Origin of the sequence: Algoriphagus halophilus (assembly GCF_041729275.1) — a bacterium.
Classification (GTDB): Bacteria; Bacteroidota; Bacteroidia; order Cytophagales; family Cyclobacteriaceae; genus Algoriphagus; species Algoriphagus halophilus_A.
In genome coordinates this window covers 2,864,276-2,882,732 of sequence record NZ_CP146486.1, presented here as the reverse complement: position 1 = coordinate 2,882,732, position 18,457 = coordinate 2,864,276, and the positions used below count along the sequence as shown (strand labels likewise).

The following is an 18,457-nucleotide window of genomic DNA, read 5'->3' as shown; positions in this document are numbered from 1 at the left end:
AATTTAATAGGTTCAAAATTTCCAAAAAATACAGAAAAAATTTCTTTCATTAAAATTTAGGCAATAAACCAGCCTTCTAAATGCCTTATTTTTTATGAGATTAGAGATTTTTGATTTTTTCGCAAAAAAGTAGAGGGTTTAATAAAACCTAGTTCTGTTAAAAAATGTGATAATTTTAGAAGGAATAGGGTGTAAAACAACCAATAATTGCCAGAAAAAATGTGAATTTGACAAAAAGTGGTTTTTATCGAAAAATTTTAAAAAGAAATAAATTTTTTTTGAGAAAATTTGATTTCACCTTTTTGTTGAAATTAGTATTTGGAATTTAGCAATATATTATTTTGCCAAGAGCGAATAACTAAGAATCAACTACTTAAAGGCTTTTTCAGTCAGTAAAATTAGCAGTATTGCTTTTGGGTCCCCTAAAAGATGAACTTTGACTTTTTTGATTTTTCTGGCGTCAACGGCAAGGATGGTAAACTCGAAATATTCGAATTTTATTTTGGTTCCATTTTTCGGCAGTTTGGAATTTAGCTCCAAAAGCAAGCCTCCCAAGGATTCGTTTTCACCTTTGACTTCTTCAAATAATTGAGGATCCAATTCCAGCTTCTTGCAAAAGTCATTCAAAGAAACTTTGCCTTCAAAAATAAACGTGCTTTCATCAATTTCCTGAAAGAAAATATCGTCTGTGTCATCAAACTCGTCATTAATTTCACCGATAATTTCTTCAATCAAATCTTCAAGAGTAACCAAGCCAGAAGTTCCGCCATATTCGTCCACAACAATGGCCATATGAACACGCTTCAATTGGAAATCTTTCAGCAAGGTGTCTACTTTTTTATTTTCAGGGACGAAGTAACTTTTCCGGATCAGGTCTTTCCAGTTGAAGTTTTCATCTCTTTCTATAAAAGGAAGTAAATCTTTGATATAAAGTATCCCTGAAATATTGTCAATGGTCTCATTATAAACAGGAATTCGGGAGAAGCCACTCTTATTGATTTTGTCCATTAATTCATGGAAGTCCATCTCCTCATCAATTGCCGTGATTTCCATTCTACTTCTCATGACCTGCTTGACAGTCAAAGTCCCGAAATTCACGATTCCTTTTAATATATCGCGTTCTTCTTCTGGAGTATCCTCAGTGGTCATTTCCAAAGCTTGATTCAATTCATTCACAGAAAGGGAATAGCCTCTTTTTTGAATGTTTTTCTCAATGAGGTTACTCATGGCTTCCAAGAAAATGGAAATAGGTTTCAATATGGTACTGAAGAAGCTGATACTGGGGGCCATGATCAAACTAAACTGCATGCTCGCTTTTGCAGAATAGACTTTTGGAACAATCTCGCCAAAGAAAACAATGGCGAAGGTGACTCCGATCGTTTGAACAAGGATGACGATGATTCCGGTGGCATTCATACCAAAGATGGACCAGGACACAAAGGTGGTCAAGGTGACAATTCCAATGTTGATCAGGTTGTTGAGGATAAGGATGGTGCTCAGCAGGTTTTTAGGAGCTTCTACCAATCTAATCACTTGTTTTGCTTGTCCGGATTGATCGAGTTGAAGTGAATCTAAATCTTCGTTGGATAGGGAGAAAAATGCTACTTCTGATCCAGAAACCAACGCGGAACCAATCAGAAGAATAAGAAAAAGTAAACTGTTAAAGATCAGGTAGCTTAAGCTTAATTCGCTGATCTGTGCGAGTAAATGGTAACTCGGATAGGGGTCGTCCATGGATTATCCAGAATGTTTAGGACAAAAGTAAAAAAATCCCCCGAAAATAACGTTCAGGGGACTGTAATTAAAATGGAAGATCATCATCTCCTTCATCCATAACCATTTTGTCACCTCCAGAAGGGGCCGGAGCTGCTGTTGGCTTGGATTGCGGATTACTAGCTTGACCTGCCGGCATATTTCCACCTTCTGGTTTACCGCCCAGCATGGTAAAGCTCAACACACGAATTCTTACCTTTTTTCTGTTTTGACCTTGGTCATCAGTCCATTTATCAGATTTTATCTTTCCTTCCACATAAATTTGACTTCCCTTCTTTAGGTATTGCTCAGCTATCTTGGCTTGCTGACCCCAAAGTTCCAAGTCGTGCCATTCCGTTTGTTCAACTCGATTACCATTTCGATCTTTATAGGCTTCAGTGGTAGCTAGGCTGATATTTGCCACCACGTTATCTCCTTCAAGATATTTTACTTCAGGGTCTGCTCCCAGATTTCCTACTAATATTACTTTGTTGACTCCTGCCATATTTTATGAATATTGTGAATTTCTTATTGAAAGAATGAAGTTACTCAAATCCCCTGATCAGTCAAAAAATTTACAATCAACTTAGGCTTGGCCAGTTCGTCAATTTGGTCCTCTTTGACCAGTGTGAAACCCTCTTTATTGCACCAATCGACCAATTTATGATAATTCTTGCTCGGGATTTCTACTTCTGAAAATGTGGCATTTAAACGCTGATGCGACAGAATATGTCGGTATTTCTTTTCATAATGTTGAGTTTCTTCTCCTTCAAAGGATTCCCAATCAATTGGATTTTTGCTTACACCGTATTCTTTGGAAGGAAAATCAAAAAGCCCTTCCCAGATATCTCCAGATCCTCTTTTATTCCAGACCCAATTGGTTCCGCATTTGATCAGGTAGTAATGGAAGTTCCTTTCTCGGATTTTGAGCTTCTTTATTTTGACTGGAAGAACCTTGGTCAGTTCATTGGTATAAGCAAAGCAATTGGATTTAAGGGGGCATTCTGTACAATTGGGGTTAGCGGGAGTGCACTGTCTGGCACCGAAATCCATGATGGCCTGATTATATTCATCGGGCATGTCCTGTGGAATGATTTCATCTGCTAGTGCTTCAAATTGTTTCTTCCCTTTACCGCTGGCAATGTCAGTATCAATTCCGAAATATCGGGCTAGTACTCTGAACACATTTCCGTCCACGACGGCTTTGGCTTCCCCAAAAGCAAAACTAGCAATGGCGGAGGCAGTATAGCTTCCTACGCCTTTTAATTTTAAAAGTCCTTCATAGGACTCTGGAAACTTTCCATTGAGCTCAGTGCAAATGTATTTTGCACAGAAATGGAGATTTCTGGCTCTACTATAATAACCCAGACCTTGCCATAGTCTCAAGACCTCTTCTTCAAGGGCGTTTGCCAAATCTTGAACTGTTGGATATTTGTTTACAAAGTTTTCATAATAAGGTAAGCCCTGGGCAACACGAGTTTGTTGAAGGATGATTTCAGAGAGCCAAATTTTGTATGGATTTCGCGTTCCTCGCCAAGGTAAATCTCTAGGATTTTGACGATACCAGCGTAAGATTTGATATGAAAATGCTTGAAAGTCAGTGTCTTTATAGTTCATGAATGTGAAAATTCTATCTTACAAATCAAGCTAATTTTTGTCATTTTGTTTTTTAATTGCGATGGTTCTTGTACATTTGCAGTCCCAAAAACACTTGGTTAATAGGTTGTTAAGCTTATTTCATAATTTCTAAATTAAAATTACTGTGACAAAAGCAGAAGTAATCACTAAGATTTCAGACAAGACAGGAATCCAAAAGGATGATGTTACACAGGCCGTTGAGGCTTTCTTCAAGGTAGTAAAAGATTCTATGTCTGAAGGAGAAAACATTTACGTAAGAGGTTTTGGTAGCTTTATCAATAAGAAAAGAGCTAAGAAAATCGCTCGTAATATTTCCAAGAACACAGCTATCGTTATTGATGAGCACTACATTCCAGCTTTCAAGCCTTCTAAAGTGTTTGTAGAGAAGATCAAGAATAGCAAGAAAATTAAAGAATTGGCTCCTCAGGATTAATCTGAGAAGATAATTTGACATGAAAAAACTCAGCTCATTCTCATTGTCGTGGGAATCATCGCCATAGCAGGGCTTTATGCCTTGCCGAGTGTGGTGGTGGATAATGAGGGCGAAGTAGATGCAATTTCTCAGGATAATGCAGGTGCAGAGTCCTCGGATTCCAATTCGGTTGCCATGCATGAGGCTGAGTTGACTCCTGATCAAGAAGCTGCTGTAGCTTCACTCAAAGGAAGATTGGACAATGGGGATTCAGATGTGAATTCTGAATCATTATTGGATTCTTTGGGTTCTATTTATCAGGAGTTGGGAAAATTTGACAGTGCAGGCTATTACTTTGGCTTAGCTGCAGATGAGAGCAACAATTTAGTGCTGGCTGAAAAAGCCGGAGAATCCTACTACGAAGCTTTCACGTTTGCATTAGAAGCCAATAAGGTAGCATTTACTGCCGAACAGACTCGAAAGTACTTAACTCAGGTGTTGGAGAACGATCCCACCCGATTGGATTTGAAAACCAAAGTCGCCATGACTTATGTTTCGTCTTCGAACCCTATGCAAGGTATTACAATGCTTCGGGAAATTCTCGAGCAAGATCCTCAAAATGAGGATGCTTTGTTTAATATGGGTATCTTAGCGATTCAATCAGGTCAATACAAGCGAGCTGCGGAGCGTTTTGAGGAATTGATTCAATACCATCCTCAGAATCTTCAAGGTCAGTTTTACCTTGGGGTGAGCTATTTTGAAGCCAATCAAAAGAATAAAGCAAAAGCTCAGTTTGAGGCAGTGAAGGAAATGACCGGGGATGAAATGATCCTTAGTAGTATCCAGGGCTATCTTGACAGGCTATAAATTATTATATCACTTAAATTCTAAAGACTATGCCTTGCGGTAAGAAAAGAAAAAGACATAAGATCGCTACGCACAAGCGTAAGAAGAGACTTAGAAAAAACAGACATAAGAAGAAGTAATACACTTCTTCTTATACCCGTTTTTTAACACACGTTCATTTACATAATAGTTAGACGCGATTTTGAGTACGGAATTATTAATTGATTCTGCTCAAAGTGGTAGTCGAATTGCCCTCCTTCAAGATAAAAGCTTGGTTGAATTGCATTCCGAAGGGATGGATAATCAATTCAAGGTTGGTGACATTTATTTGGGTACGGTCCGAAAAATCGTCAATGGGCTCAATGCAGCCTTTATTGATGTTGGTTATGAGAAAGATGCCTTTCTTCATTACCAGGACCTTGGCCCGAATTTCAACAGCCTGATGAAGTTCACCAAAATGGTGCGCAACAACAACTACAGCAATTATAATTTGAAGGGTTTTGACAACGAACCTGAAATAGACAAGATTGGGAAGATTTCCAACATCCTGTCTAAAAATAATCAAGTGTTAGTACAGGTCGTTAAAGAACCCATCTCTACAAAAGGACCCCGACTATCCTGCGAGCTCTCTCTACCAGGTCGTTATCTCGTATTGGTTCCCTTCTCAGATTCTGTGAATGTTTCTAAGAAGATCCGAAGCAACGACGAGAGAAAAAGACTTTTAAGGCTCATTAATTCGATCAAGCCTGCCAATTTTGGTGTGATTATTCGCACTGTGGCAGAAGGTCAGTCCGTGACTGAACTGGACAAAGACCTTCGAAATCTTCTCACTAATTGGGAAGAAGGAATGAAAAAATTGTTGAAAGCCAAAAGTCGAGACAAGGTAATAGGAGAGATGAGTATGGCCTCCTCACTAGTGAGGGACCTTCTCAATGAATCCTTCGATGCAATTACCGTAGAAGAAGAATCCACTTACGATCAGATCAGATCCTACATCAGGTCCATAGCGCCTGAGAAAGAAAAAATTGTCAGGCTTTACAATGGTAAAGCCAAGCTATTTGAAAATTTTGGAATAGAAAAGCAGATCAAAAGCCTGTTTGGACAGACGGTCAGCCTTCCTCAAGGAGGGTATGTGATCATCGAACACACCGAAGCCCTTCACGTCATTGATGTGAATAGTGGAAATAAATCCAATCAGGAAAGTGACCAGGAATCAACAGCATTAAAAACCAATCTGGTCGCCGCGAAAGAAATTGCCAGACAGCTGCGCCTCCGAGATATGGGAGGTATTATTGTAGTTGACTTTATAGACATGAGAAGAGCCGAAAATAAAAAGGTCGTCTATGAAGCAATGAAAGAAGAGCTAAAACTGGACAGATCTAAGCATACTGTTTTGCCGCTGAGCAAATTTGGGCTCATGCAGATCACCCGCCAAAGAGTAAGGCCGGAAGTTAATATTGTTACCAAAGAAACCTGTCCTGCTTGTAATGGAACTGGAAAAATCCAGGCATCTATTTTAGTTGCCGACAAGCTTGAAAAAGATCTGGAGCATATTGCTACTATCCAAAATGTGGACCATATCCACATCGGGCTGCATCCCTATCTGCACGCATACTTTACTACCGGTTTTATTAGCCGCAGAGTAAAGTGGTTTTTAAAGTATTACAAATGGATTAAACTGATCAAAGATTCTTCCCTACCGGTAACGGAATACAGATTCTTAGATGAATCTGGAGAGGAAATAGAACTTCAAGTAAAAAGCGAGACTAATTAGTCTCGCTTTTTTTGACCTGGTCATAATTCTTTTTCAGAAAGTTTCATTGTTTGATAAATTCAAATCTGGACCAGTTCTCCAATACTTTAAACGTGGGTTCATTGCTAAAAAAATCATAACTCAACATCAGTTTTTCTACCCGAAGTGTATGAGGACCTGGAGCTGTTCTTTTAAATCAAGTACTGCTTGATAGATTTTTTGCTTGGTATTGGGGAACCTCACTTTGGACCATTTGTTCACAGGTATTAGTGAATCGTCCACATAGATACGATGTAAATGTGCAGTTTCAGAAAGTATTTTCCATTGCAAGGAGTCTAATTTTCCTGAAAAATTTCTCTTAATATCTTCCATCACTTTTCGATCTCCTTCGTATCTGGCAATGCTGATTTCTATGATATTGTCATTGGTGATTTCTTGATCTATAAAAGCCCTTGGGTATCTTTTTCGGGATCATGATAATCCTCAAAATGTAGGTATTTGGCTGGCCATTCCCGCTCACTGGGGCCTCCAATATTTCTTTCGTTGTCAAACATTCCGAAATCCTCAATATCTGTCATGATTATAGGAAGGGCCAACACAAATATGAAGAAGGCATAAAAAACGGTAAACCATTTACCTAGGTTACTTTGATAAATAGACGAAATTGAACTGATGATGGTGCTCGAATACCATTTTTTGAACCGGGTTCTCCTTGAGGAAATCATAAAAAAAGCAAAGCCCAAAATGGTCATAAAAAAGATCACATATATAAATAGAAAAGGGAGATCAAACCATATATAAATGGAAATCAAAATCCCTAAATAGACGGTTACAATTAGGAATGTAATCACGAGTGAAACTGGAAAGGCAAAGGTCATACTGCATATGCGTTCCAGCTTCAAAACCATTTCATCCGGTTTTTGATATTGATAACCTTGCCCAAACTTAAATAGGTTTTTTCAATTACACCTTCGGGAAATGCATAGCTCAACCCCAACAAACCTGCCCAAACAAACCTTAGGATTAAATGCACCACAAAGAAAATTTTGAAAACAGAAATGATGGTAGAAGAATAAATCAAGATTAAAATGGCTGGTAAAAAGCCTGTTCCTAGATCTTGAATCAAGTAGGCTGCAAATTCAAAAAGCTGGGAAGGGAAAGCAAATAGAAAGGCAAGCGTAATACCTGAAATGATGACCTCAGGCTCCCAACTGTTTCGCTGAAGGTTTTCCAGCCAACTCAGTTCTTCCTGTTTTTTTTCAATATCTAGTTTGTCTTCCATAAAAAATAGTGAGAGCTAACCATCCAGCCAGTTTTTAAAATCTGAAGTTTTATCACGACTGATCAAAATGTCTTGGTCTTCACAATTGATCAATTTTATCTTGAGTCTACTATTTGAATAAATGAAAATATCTGAAATTGAGGAATATGAACAAAGATATTTTCGGTTTATTCGGAAAAATAATGTTGGGTCTACCTGCGATTCTACTTGCTCTAAAGTACTATCCAACACGTACTTTTTCCCCTCATGAGTTTGTAAAAAGGTCACGCGCTCCTCACTATAAAAGAAAGCAACATCCTGAATAGAGATACTTTGGATCTTTTCTCCAAATTTCACTAAAAACCGGTTTTTAAAGCTGGATTTTTCTTTGCCAATGAGCTGTTGAATAAGGGATAAATCCAGGTTTTGATTAAGCTTCTGTTGATTAAATCTATTTATGGCTCTTTTTAATTCCTCAGGATCTATGGGCTTTAATAGGTAATCGACAGCATTCACCTTGAAAGCCTTTATGGCATATTGATCGTAGGCAGTTGTAAAAATGACAGGGGCTTTAACACTCACTTGTTCAAAAATCTCAAAACTGTTTCCATCTGCCAATTGGATGTCGCAAAACATCAAATCGGGGTTTTCATGAGAGTGTAGCCACTGAATGGTTTTTTTTACCGTGTCTAGATCAGTAATGAATTCTGAGTTGGGAAAGTAATCCTTTATCAGACTCAAGAGCCTTTTGACAGCTGGTTTTTCATCTTCAATCAGTAAAATCTTCATTTGAATATTTTTAATAATGGAAGCTGAACAAGAAACTCATCTTGTGTTTGAGTTATTGTAATTTCTTTATTGCTGAGATGAAGGTATCTTAAGCGGATGTTTTCCAGCCCAATTCCTTTGTTAGTCGTTGTATTTCCGGATTTCAATTGTAAGGTATTGCTTACCCATAACTCATCTTCTTTCTGAATTATATGAATAAAAAGCGGGTTTTCCTGACTTGCAATATTGTGTTTAATAGCATTCTCTAAAAGCAATTGCAATGATAGAGGGGGCAAAAAATAATTAGTTACTTGCTGAAGTTGGATGTTGAACTCTAAACTATCCTCAAATCGAATTTTTTGAAGTTCTAGAAAGTTTCTAGCAAACGCAGCTTCTTCTTCCAATGATATCAATTCTTCATGTTGGACATCTAAAACGTATCGATAAATCTTAGAAAGTTTTTGAATAAAAGCCGCAGACCGATCTGCATCCTCATACACCAGGTTTGATAATACATTTAAAGAATTAAAAAGGAAATGAGGGTTTAGCTGGTCTTTTAGTCCCTGATACTGACTAGCTAGTTTTTCGGATCTTAGCTGCTCTGCCTCGATCGCTGATTTTCTCCATTCTAATAGCCAACTTCTGGTTGTGAATATCGCCATGAATACAAACGCAATTTGCATTGGCACAAAGGTGAAATCCAGGATGGAGCTCCATGGGATTTTTGATAAGTTAAATTGGCCTTGAAGGTAGGCAAAGGAAAATACAATGATAAAAGATACGACAAATGAATACACCAAATAAGTCAGTATGGTGCATATTAGTCTTTTGAGGGGATAAGAAATCCAAGAAATTCGTTGATCATAAAAATCCTCAATTTTACTACCTCCAAAACTCAAGGCCATGGTTATGATGAAGCTATAGAAAAAATCAGGAATCACACCCACGATTCCGTCCCAAGTCAAAAAGCATTTGGGACAAAAGAATATTACCAAGATGATGGCTATACAAAGGTTGATGATTAGGAAGCTTCGTAAGTTATTCCATAATCCTTGACCTTTTTTAGAAGATGATTTTTTAAGCATCGTAGGAAGATAATAAAAAAGAGCTAATTCAGAATAAAGATTCGTGTCATCCGTAATTAGCTCTTTATTGATTTTACACAATTAAATCATTTACAATTCTTTAAAACACCCTCAGCATCTCTTTCTCCCCAAGTAGGTAAGATATAGTCTTCCGTAATTTTCATTTTCTCCTTCTTAAAAAGCTCTAACCCTAATCTTGCCATTCCACATGCTTTTTCTGGTCCTGAACCAAAGAATTGAGACATTCCTAATTCCATTTGGGCCATTAAGGTAACCGCACGCGGATTTTCACGATCTTGGTTAATGGCCTTATTAAATAACTGCATGGCCATAGGACTCATTTCTTGTCCTCTGCTGGCTGGATCTACACTTAGTTTACCCATAATAACGAATCCATGCAAGGCGGTGATTTCAGAATTATCTGGCGATATTTCAGCTGCTTTATTCACCCATTGCAAAGCTTGGTCAAAATATTGGTCTTTGTTAACATCAAAACGGAAAGCTGAAATTACATTCGTATAAGCTGCATAATATAATGGAAGCCACTCCTCATTCTTTGCTTCTGCGATCCTGATAAAACCATTGGTTACCTGCTGTGCTGTTTCCAAGTTTGGAATAGAGTTCATAGCCTGTATTTGCTTTTGCATAACCGCTTCATATGCAGGGTCCATGGCTTTTACAAAAGTGATCCAAATAAATAGGAGAGCGAATGTTAAAATTGACTTTTTCATGATTTTAGTTTTATAAGTTGTTTAGATTATTTGCTGTTTTGTCTTTGGATAAAGTCAGGAAGATCCCAAGGAAGAGAAATCTTGGAGCTGCCTGTCCACTTGGCAGAGATTCAAAAACTCCCATTTCATTGGGATTTTGAGTATAGGTATATCCAAAGATATTTTCCCTTCCCAACACATTGCTGCAAGCTAAATGAATGATCAAATTCGGTTTGGGTAGGTAGCTCCATGACAGACTTAAACTTTGATAGCTCTCGGTTTTTGAGTTCATTTCTCCCGGCAAATTTGGGTTGGAGTAGGTATAGCCATCATTCAAAGAAAATGAAGCCCCAAATTGTGAATTAAGATTTGTTATGAAATGCTTTGCGACTATCGAAAAGTTATGCTTTGGAGCAAAATTCGGTTGAACCTGATTGGAGAATTGATCAAATTTTCGCTCACTGTCCACAAAACTATAAGTGACCCAAAAATCCGTGTTTTTGATGCTTTTTCTATCCCTGTAAAAGAGGTCAAATCCTTTTGCATTACCGTATCCACCATTACTTAGCTCTTGTGGATCTTGTGGATAATCTTCAAAAGTGACCAATCTATCATATGATTTATAAAAAAGTTCACTTCGAAATGTAATCCCATCATTTGCATATAAGTAATTTAAAATCAGATGATTGGAATTTGAATTTTGTAAACTATTGTCTATGACTCTGTAGTTATCCACAGGCAATTGATGAAATTTTCCAGAGGCAAAAGAGATTGTTCCATTTTCGGAAACTTTGTATGCTAAAGAAATCCTAGGGTCAAGCCAATATTGATCGGATAACTGGCTCCTACCTCCTCGAAGGCCCCCTCTTACTATGAAATCTTTGTTGAGATACCAATCCCATTCTGTGAATAGGTAAGCTTCGGTTTCATCAATTTTTCTGCTAAGGTTGTTATTGGGAAGTAACTCTTCATAACCATGGAGATACACCTCTATCCCTGAATTGGCAGATACCCGATCAGAAAAATCTTTGGTTGCAGTAGTTTTAATGTGCGTTAACTTACTAGTTCGGTGAACCTGCAGACTATCCAACCCGATCTCATCCTTGTTGTGTGAAAAAGCGATACCTGAAAATAAGGTCCAGTTGTTTTTTAGGGCTTGTCTATAATTTGTCTGAACATAAGAATAGGTATTGTTGATATCTGTCAGGACTCCTCTTTCTTCTTTACCAGGTTCTGGTCTCCAAAGTGACATTCCCCCTGATTCTGTTCTAGCCAATACTTTCACTAAGCCATTCTTTTTAATCTTTTGTTGAGCCGCTAATTCCAGATCCCAACTGTGAGGACTTCTTTCCCAATCAAAGTTTTGTTTGATTAGATTTTGATAGGCCTGTAGATCAAAATAATTAGCGGATAGAGTAATGCTGTGCTTTTCGTTGGCGAGGGTGTGGGAATACCCTCCTCCCACAGACATGATGCTAAGATCCCCTTGGTTTCGGATGGCCAAGTCTTTGGTTTTTAAAGCCAAAGCAGAGGAAAGCGCTTGGCCATATTCCGCTGAATAACCTCCTGTACTGAAAAAGGTACCTTTGAATAAATTTGCATTGAATCGAGTCCTTGTTGGAACATTTGCAGCAGTAGTGCCATAAGCATTTCCTACACGCATGCCATCCACATAAATACCCACTTCGCTGGCATCACCACCACGTACAAATAGCCTTCCGTCATTTCCTACAGTACTTGTACCTGGTAAAGTCTGAAACGCTCCCACAACATCACCCATAGCACTTGGGGTCGTGACAATATCAATTGGTTTCAAGATGACTGCCTTACTTTCATCCGACGCATCCATAGCCCCGGCAGAAATAGTAACAGCATTCATTTCGGTAATTGCTTCGATTAATCGAATAGATTCTACTTGTATAGATTGTTGATTACAATTGATGGAAAGTTCCTGGGCTTTAAATCCTAAAAATTGGAAAACAAGGGTTTGTTCACCTTCTAAAGAAGTTTCAAAAACATATTTGCCCTCTGTGTCACTACTTGCCCCATCAAAGCTACCTTTAATAAAGATATTGACACCTGGTAGAGGAGGCCTTTTTCATCGGTGATGATTCCCGAAATTTGACTTTGCCCAAATAAGAGGCCTATTTGAAGAAAAAAGAGATAGGTAAAAAGGTAGAGCGTTTTCATGTCGGCTTAGATTTAAGCCAAATATGTCGGGAGGAATCCGGGTTAAAAATTTGAACTGACTGAACTGTATCAACCTGCTACTGAACTGTAAAAACCTGTGGATGAATTTTTTTGAAAGTATTAATTTGAACTACCTGTTTTAAATAAAAGCCATCATCGTTTGTGCTTTATTATCAAAAAATGGTCATTTTTAGATAGATTGTTAATTAATCATTCCCTTTTTGAATTTAAACATTCATCCAATGATTCAATTGAAAAGAATTAGGATTTTAGCAATAGCTTTATTGGCTTTTTCCTGCTCTAAGAATAATGAGACTGTTCAAACTCCCCCGCTTAAGGTGGATGTAGTAAATGTCAAATCAGAGTCAGTTCTGTTGGAAAAAGATTTTGTTGCCCATGTTTTTGGGAAAATAGACATTCCAATACGTGCGCGGGCTGAAGGTTATTTGGAAGGGATACATTTTCAGGAAGGTCGAATGGTTCAAAAAGGGGATTTGCTTTACACCGTAGATTCTGATCCTTTCCAAGAAAGAGTCAATACCGCCAATAGCCAATTAGCTTCTTCAAAAGTAGCTTTGACACAAGCCGAAAATGATTTGGCTAGATATATCCCACTTGCAGAAATCAATGCCATTTCACAAAAAGACCTAGATGCCGCGATTGCCAATCGAGATGCGGCAAAAGCCATGGTAAGTGCAGCTGAAGCCCAAGTGAGGTATCAAGATATTCAATTGGGATATACGAATATCAAGTCTCCCATCAATGGTATTATCGGAAAAACCAATGCAAAAGTAGGTGAATATGTTGGGAGGGATCCCAATCCAGTGATTTTGAATACAGTGTCGCTGATAGATTCGGTTAGGGTAGAATTTTACCTTTCTGAAAATGATTATCTCTTATTATTCAGGGAATACCAAGAAGAAAAAGAAAAGTTAAATCGGAGGTTGCAGATATTAAACTCATTTTATCTGACGGGACTGTTTTTGATCAATTAGGAATGGTTGATTTTATAAATAGGCAGATAGATGAAACCTCAGGGACTATTTTGATACAAACCACCTTTCCAAATCCAGATCGATTGATTAGACCGGGGCAGTTTGCAAGGGTGAGAGTGCCATTTGATGAAGTCGAGAATGGGCTAATCGTGCCTCAGCGGGCTTTCAGTGAGTTTCAGGGAAGATTTTTGTTTTCAAAGTCGATGAAGATAACACCGTTCATCAACAACCGGTAGAGATTGCCGGCACTTACAGAGACTATTATTTGGTCCAATCCGGTTTAAATTCGGGAGATAAAGTAGTATTGGACGCGATCCAAAAAGTGGCTGAAGGACAAGTGGTGGTACCCAATGAAGTTACATTTCAATCACAGTACGACGACTAGGTAAATGGCTGAACTAGACGATTCCAAGCAGATATTCTTTGTAAAAAGACCCGTTGTAGCCATCGTAATAGCCATTTTTATGGTTGTCATAGGGGGTATTTCCATACTAGGTCTTGCAATAGAACAATATCCTGATATAACCCCACCTGTGGTGAGGGTAAGTACTTCCTTTACTGGTGCTAACGCGATTAGTGTCGAACAATCGGTAGCTTCTCCTTTGGAGCAGGAAATAAATGGAGTAGAGAACATGCTCTACATGAGGTCGACCAATGCAAATGATGGTTCATTAGCGATAGATGTTACGTTTGATCTAGGTACGGATCCAGATATGAATACCGTTTTTACCCAAACGAGAGCAGCAGCTGCAACTCCAAAATTGCCTGAGGAAGTAAAAAGGCTTGGTGTGAAAACGGAAAAGTCCATGCCCAATATTTTGATGTTGGTGACTCTGACTTCCGAAAGCGAATATGATCAGGAATTTCTGGGGAACTATGGAATTATCAATGTCAAAGACCAACTGGCGAGAATTAAGGGAATAGGTAGAGTACAGGTATTGGGGGCAAGTGATTATTCGATGAGGATTTGGGTTAAGCCTGATAGATTAGCCAAACTTGGTATTACTATTCCAGAAATAGTGGATGCAGTAAGGCAGCAGAATGTAATTGCACCGGGAGGGAAGTTTGGCTCAGAACCTGCTCCTCCAGGCACTGAATTTACCTATACGGTGCGCCTACCAGATAGACTGGTATCAGAAGAGGAATTTAGAAATGTGGTCATTCGAACCAATCCAGACGGTAGCCAGATTTTCATTAAAGATGTTGCCAGAGTAGAATTGGGAGTGGAGTCCTACAATGCATTTACTAGGCTCAATAAAAATGAATGTGCCATTATTGCGCTTTACCAAGCTCCAGGATCAAATGCAGTGCAACTGGCTTCAACAGTTAGAGAAACCATGGATGAGCTGGCAGCAGATTTTCCTGAAGGCATTGAATACAAGGTTTCTTTAGATTCTACTGCTCCCATCAAAGCCGGGATATCTGAAATTATAGAAACGCTAGTAATCGCTTTATTACTCGTAATTGTAGTGGTATTCCTTTTCATCCAGGATTGGAGAGCAACTTTGATTCCTACTCTGGCTATTCCGGTGTCCTTGTTGGCTGCGTTTATGGTTTTTCCCCTGTTGGGTTTTTCCATCAATACCCTATCCCTTCTAGGCTTGGTTTTAGCGATTGGGATTGTAGTAGATGATGCGATTGTGGTGGTAGAGGCTGTTCAGGTGAATATGCAAAAAGGGATGGATCCTAAAACAGCAACAACTGCAGCTATGCGTGAGGTGACTGCGCCAGTCATTGCCACTACTTTGGTAATGATAGCAGTTTTTGTTCCAGTAGCAGCCATGGCCGGAATTACGGGGAGGTTGTATCAGCAATTTGCTATCACCATTGCAGTGTCAGTTGTATTTTCATCCATTAATGCCTTGACATTAAGCCCAGCACTATGTTCCGTCTTGCTGAAGAGCCCAACAGGACCTTCTAAAGGTTTATTAGGTCGTTTTTTCTCCAAATTCAATACTGGTTTTGATAAAAGTACAGAAGGCTATTATGGGCTTACAAAGGGGATTACAGGAAAGCTGAAAAGAGGATCCTTGTATATTTTGATAACACTATTGGCTGCTGGGGTTTTGGGCTCTATGGTTCCAGGAGGATTTTTACCAGAGGAAGATCAAGGATTTATTTATGTCAATGTACAGCTTCCTGATGCAGCCTCCATCCAAAGGTCAGACGAGGTCATGAAAAAGATAGAAGAGATCGTTTTGGCTCAACCAGAGACTGAATTTGCCACTGCTCTATCTGGCTTTAGTTTACTTGCAGGGTCTTTTATCCCTAACACAGGTTTTATGTTCATTACTTTGAAAGACTGGGATGAAAGAGATGCAGAAGCATCTGAAATTATTCAGAGACTCAATATAATTTTCGCAAAAGAAATTCAACAAGCTAGGGTCTTTTCTTTTGGTCCCCCGGCGATACCGGGACTTGGAAATGGGTCGGGTTTTAGTATTATGATCCAGGATAAAAAAGGTCAAGACCCAACTTATTTGGCTCAAAAAACCTATGCTTTCATCAAAGCAGCACAAGCAAGGCCTGAAATTGCCAGTGCATTTACCACTTATCAAGCTTCTGTTCCGCAACGTTTTATGGAAATCAATCAAGATAAGATTCTAAAAACAGGGGTAAGATTAGGAGATGTTTACAATACTTTTGCTGCCTATTTGGGAGGAGCCTATATCAATGATTTTAACAGATTCGGAAGGTTATACAAGGCCTATGTTCAGGCTGAACCTGAGTATAGGCAAAATGAAGAGGGATTGGATCTGTTTTTTGTGAAAAACAATAATGGAGAATCAGTGCCGGTTTCGAGCTTTGTAGAGGTAAAAAGAATTTCTGGGCCTGATTATACCAATCGGTTTAACTTATTTCGATCGGCAGAAGTCACAGGGTCACCAGCACCAGGGTACTCCTCCTCTCAAGCATTGAAAGCCCTAGAAGAGGTGGCAATCGAAACCTTACCTGAGGACATGGCATTTAGCTGGAATGGAATGAGCTTTCAGGAAAAAGCTTCTTCGGGTCAAACGGGAATAGTTTTCGCCTTTTCCTTATTTTTCGTATTCTTGATTTTGGCAGCCCAATACGAAAGTTGGTCCATGCCTTTTGCTATTTTATTAGGAACGCCCTTTGCACTTTTTGGGGCCTTCTTGTTCCTGTTTTTAGCAAGGCAGATGGATGAAGCTTATCTCAATAATATTTTTGCACAAATCTCATTGGTGATGCTTATAGCGATGGCTGCCAAAAATGCGATATTAATTGTAGAGTTTGCCAAAATTAAGTTTGATGAAGGGATGTCGCTTTTTGATGCGGCAGTTGAGGCAGCCAAACTTCGTTTTAGGCCGATTTTGATGACGGTATTCTCTTTTATTTTAGGGATTTTACCACTGATTTTTGCTTCAGGATCTGGCGCAGAAGCCAGAAAAGTGATGGGTGTTGCCTTATTAGGAGGAATCGGAGTAGCCACTTTATTGGGACTATTTCTTTATCCCATGCTTTTTGTTCTTATCGGGAAGTTGGGGAAATATGAAGCTAAGCGTGATGCACTTGTAAATGCCAAAAAGTCATGAGGAAACTGCTTCTATTTAGTTTATTAATGTATACGCTGTGGTCTTGTAAGTCTGGACAGAACTATCAAGGAATAGAAGTGTTGATACCTGATCAATATAGAGAAGTGGATTCTACTTATCAGCAAAACTTTGAACTGGTCAAGATTGATACCCTTCAGGTGGACTCCTTAGTGAATATTGATTGGTTTACTATTTTTCATGATCCCGTATTGGATACCCTGATCCAACGAGCCATCCAAAATAATCAGGATCTAGAGATTGCTGCTGAAAATATTTTGCAGGCCCAAAGCGCTTTGGTGATTCAGAGATCTCAAATGCTACCTTCCATTGGTTATTCAGGGAATGCTTCTCGAGGTAACTTTGCGGGATTTAATACCATCCCAACCCAAAATATCTTTACGGGTTTCGGTACGGTCAACTGGGAATTGGATTTTTGGGGAAAATATAGGAGACTGAACGAAGCGGCCAAAGCTACTATTTTAGCCAGTCAAGAAGGGTATAGGGCTACTCAACTTAGCTTGATGAGTACAGTGGCTACTTCCTATTTTCAGCTCTTGGAATATAAATTAAGGCTTCAGATCTCAAATGAGACCGTGACTCTTCGGGATAGTATGGAGTTAATCATAGAAGAGCGATTTGAAAAAGGAGTGATTGCAGAAATTGATTTGAACCAAGCACAAATCCAATCTGCCATTGCAAAAGGAAGTGTGCCTTTATGGCAACGATTGATTCGGCAAACCGAAAATTTACTCAGTGTACTAGTGGGGGAATTACCACAATCGATCACTACAAATACAGGATTATTAGACCAAACTTTGGAAATTTCTATTCCAGAGGGCTTACCAAGTCAGCTTTTGGCAAGGCGACCTGATATTCTGATTGCCGAACAAGAATTGATTTCCTCTAATGCCTTAGTAGGTGCAGCTAAAGCAAATCGTCTGCCTAACATTTCACTCACAGGAATTCTTGGTGTTGCAGGAAATGAATTTAATAGCTTGGGATCAGGTGGAGCGGCCTGGAACCTAGGAGGCTCTATCATTGGCCCATTAATTAATTGGGGGGCCTTACAAAGACAAGTAGATATTGAAGAAAGTAGGACTAGACAGGCTGTTTTAAATTACGAGCGAACAGTGTTGGAAGCTTTTAGAGAAGTAGAAAACACACTGATAGCCATTGAATCTTTACGAGACGAGCTCAAAGCCAGGGAAGACCACGTCAATGCAGCTGTTCGAGCCATGTTTTTATCCCAAGAAAGATATAATCAAGGGGTGACAAGCTACTTGGAGTACCTAGAATCCCAACGTCAAGCTTTTGATTCTCAACTGAATTATGCTGGAACAAAACAAGATTTATTGAGCAGCTATGCGCAGTTATACAAAGCCTTGGGAGGAGGTTGGTAATTTAAAATTGACTTGAGCTTCCAATCTAGCGTACTACGAATTAGAAAGTATGAAAAGGGAACAAAGTACTCCATTGAAAAATAGCTCAAA

At 38.9% G+C, this 18,457-nt stretch carries 16 protein-coding genes and 1 pseudogene; 6 read left to right on the top strand and 11 right to left on the bottom strand.

Going from position 1 to position 18,457, the window contains the following annotated elements:
* Window positions 1-369 precede the first annotated feature (369 nt).
* The 3 genes from gldE to mutY form a co-directional block, all read right to left on the bottom strand.
* Complete coding sequence (gldE, locus tag V8V91_RS15430) at window positions 370-1,734, bottom strand: gliding motility-associated protein GldE (RefSeq protein WP_373396001.1); 1,365 nt, start codon at window positions 1,732-1,734, stop codon at window positions 370-372.
* Window positions 1,735-1,801: 67 nt separating this feature from the next.
* Window positions 1,802-2,257, bottom strand: coding sequence for a single-stranded DNA-binding protein (locus V8V91_RS15425; protein WP_373396000.1), 456 nt, complete (start codon window positions 2,255-2,257; stop codon window positions 1,802-1,804).
* Window positions 2,258-2,301: 44 nt separating this feature from the next.
* Entirely contained in the window at window positions 2,302-3,369 is a 1,068-nt protein-coding gene (gene mutY / locus V8V91_RS15420) for an A/G-specific adenine glycosylase (protein ID WP_373395999.1), read from the bottom strand.
* Between the two features lie 145 nt (window positions 3,370-3,514).
* On the opposite strand from mutY, the gene V8V91_RS15415 reads away from it, so the two are divergent.
* From V8V91_RS15415 to V8V91_RS15405, 3 genes are all read left to right on the top strand, one after another.
* The gene (locus V8V91_RS15415; RefSeq protein ID WP_074225800.1) at window positions 3,515-3,823 is read left to right on the top strand and encodes an HU family DNA-binding protein; all 309 of its coding nucleotides are present in this window, start codon (window positions 3,515-3,517) and stop codon (window positions 3,821-3,823) included.
* 48 nt (window positions 3,824-3,871) lie between these two features.
* A complete protein-coding gene (locus V8V91_RS15410; RefSeq protein WP_373395997.1) occupies window positions 3,872-4,669 on the top strand; it encodes a tetratricopeptide repeat protein in 798 nt (265 codons plus the stop codon).
* A gap of 181 nt (window positions 4,670-4,850) precedes the next feature.
* Window positions 4,851-6,422 carry an Rne/Rng family ribonuclease gene (locus V8V91_RS15405; RefSeq protein ID WP_074225798.1) on the top strand — a complete coding sequence of 524 codons (1,572 nt, stop codon included), beginning with the start codon at window positions 4,851-4,853 and terminating at the stop codon, window positions 6,420-6,422.
* A 135-nt stretch (window positions 6,423-6,557) separates the two neighbouring features.
* Here the strand turns inward: V8V91_RS15405 and V8V91_RS15400 are convergent, their stop codons facing one another.
* From V8V91_RS15400 to V8V91_RS15365, 8 genes and pseudogenes are all read right to left on the bottom strand, one after another.
* Window positions 6,558-6,773 (bottom strand): hypothetical protein, encoded by a 216-nt coding sequence (locus V8V91_RS15400; RefSeq protein ID WP_373395994.1) that lies wholly within the window; start codon window positions 6,771-6,773, stop codon window positions 6,558-6,560.
* Between the two features lie 68 nt (window positions 6,774-6,841).
* Window positions 6,842-7,309, bottom strand: a complete 468-nt coding sequence (locus tag V8V91_RS15395; RefSeq protein ID WP_373395993.1) for a hypothetical protein — start codon at window positions 7,307-7,309, stop codon at window positions 6,842-6,844.
* A complete protein-coding gene (locus V8V91_RS15390; protein WP_373395991.1) occupies window positions 7,300-7,683 on the bottom strand; it encodes a hypothetical protein in 384 nt (127 codons plus the stop codon). Before V8V91_RS15390 ends, V8V91_RS15395 begins: the two co-directional genes overlap by 10 nt.
* Window positions 7,684-7,698: 15 nt before the next feature.
* Complete coding sequence (locus tag V8V91_RS15385; protein ID WP_373395990.1) at window positions 7,699-8,451, bottom strand: LytR/AlgR family response regulator transcription factor; 753 nt, start codon at window positions 8,449-8,451, stop codon at window positions 7,699-7,701.
* Window positions 8,448-9,515, bottom strand: coding sequence for a sensor histidine kinase (locus V8V91_RS15380; RefSeq protein ID WP_373395988.1), 1,068 nt, complete (start codon window positions 9,513-9,515; stop codon window positions 8,448-8,450). The genes V8V91_RS15385 and V8V91_RS15380 overlap by 4 nt, the downstream gene beginning before the upstream one ends.
* Window positions 9,516-9,601: 86 nt before the next feature.
* Entirely contained in the window at window positions 9,602-10,246 is a 645-nt protein-coding gene (locus V8V91_RS15375) for a hypothetical protein (protein ID WP_373395986.1), read from the bottom strand.
* A gap of 10 nt (window positions 10,247-10,256) precedes the next feature.
* Window positions 10,257-12,104 (bottom strand): TonB-dependent receptor plug domain-containing protein, encoded by a 1,848-nt coding sequence (locus tag V8V91_RS15370; protein ID WP_373395984.1) that lies wholly within the window; start codon window positions 12,102-12,104, stop codon window positions 10,257-10,259.
* Window positions 12,105-12,146: 42 nt separating this feature from the next.
* Window positions 12,147-12,290 (bottom strand): annotated as a pseudogene (locus V8V91_RS15365) (carboxypeptidase-like regulatory domain-containing protein); the annotation flags it as partial.
* Window positions 12,291-12,657: 367 nt separating this feature from the next.
* Between V8V91_RS15365 and V8V91_RS15360 the strand changes: the two are divergent.
* From V8V91_RS15360 to V8V91_RS15350, 3 genes are all read left to right on the top strand, one after another.
* Window positions 12,658-13,410 (top strand): efflux RND transporter periplasmic adaptor subunit, encoded by a 753-nt coding sequence (locus tag V8V91_RS15360; RefSeq protein ID WP_373395982.1) that lies wholly within the window; start codon window positions 12,658-12,660, stop codon window positions 13,408-13,410.
* A 389-nt stretch (window positions 13,411-13,799) separates the two neighbouring features.
* Window positions 13,800-16,967 (top strand): efflux RND transporter permease subunit, encoded by a 3,168-nt coding sequence (locus V8V91_RS15355; protein ID WP_373395980.1) that lies wholly within the window; start codon window positions 13,800-13,802, stop codon window positions 16,965-16,967.
* The gene (locus V8V91_RS15350) at window positions 16,964-18,367 is read left to right on the top strand and encodes an efflux transporter outer membrane subunit (protein WP_373395978.1); all 1,404 of its coding nucleotides are present in this window, start codon (window positions 16,964-16,966) and stop codon (window positions 18,365-18,367) included. The genes V8V91_RS15355 and V8V91_RS15350 overlap by 4 nt, the downstream gene beginning before the upstream one ends.
* Window positions 18,368-18,457 lie beyond the last annotated feature (90 nt).